This is a genomic window from Oleiphilus sp. HI0086, from assembly GCF_001635225.1.
In genome coordinates this window covers 1-876 of record NZ_LWFZ01000137.1, presented here as the reverse complement: position 1 = coordinate 876, position 876 = coordinate 1, and the positions used below count along the sequence as shown (strand labels likewise).

Annotated in this window: 1 protein-coding gene; it reads left to right on the top strand. The window is 45.7% G+C overall.

The features are described 5' to 3' along the window. Positions 1 to 832, top strand: an 832-nt coding sequence (locus A3756_RS01950; protein WP_068552803.1) for an ArsJ-associated glyceraldehyde-3-phosphate dehydrogenase, incomplete at its 5' end; no start/stop codon positions are given. Between the last annotated feature and the right edge of the window lie 44 nt (positions 833 to 876).

The following is an 876-nucleotide window of genomic DNA, read 5'->3' as shown; positions in this document are numbered from 1 at the left end:
TTCAAGCATACTTATCGGTGAGCATACGATTCCTTGCACACAAAATAAGACGATCTCTGAAACCGATTGGTCAGGCTGCGATATTGTTATCGAAGCGTCCGGCAAAATGAAGAGCAAGCAGGTACTTCAGGCCTATCTCGATCAGGGTGTGAAGCGCGTTGTCGTGACCGCTCCGGTCAAAGAAGAGGGTGTACTAAATATTGTGATGGGTGTGAACGATGACCTGTATGACCCAGAGGTCTACCCGATTATTACTGCTGCATCATGCACAACAAACTGCCTGGCGCCGGTGGTTAAAGTGATCCATGAAAGTCTAGGTATTAAACATGGCTCAATGACAACTATTCACGATATTACCAATACCCAGACCATTCTCGATGCGCCCCATAAGGATCTGCGACGTGCACGAGCCTGTGGTATGAGCCTGATTCCAACCACCACCGGTTCAGCTACGGCGATCACTCATATCTTTCCAGAGTTAAAAGGTAAGTTAAACGGTCATGCGGTACGTGTTCCATTAGCCAATGCATCGATCACTGACTGTGTATTCGAACTAGAAAAAGAAAGCTCGGTAGAAGAAGTGAACGCTCTATTAAAAAGTGCTTCTGAAGAAGCACTACAAGGCATACTCGGTTACGAAGAGCGGCCACTGGTTTCTATCGATTACAAAACCGATCCTCGTTCAGCCATCATTGATGCGCCTTCAACTATGCTGGTTAACGGCACTCAACTTAAGCTTTATGTGTGGTATGACAATGAATGGGGCTATGCCAATCGAACAGCTGAGCTGGTTCGTAAAGTCGGCCTCATCGACCAGAAAATTAATCACTAAGGCCATATTTGAAAACCATGAATATCAATAAACTCTCACCAGAA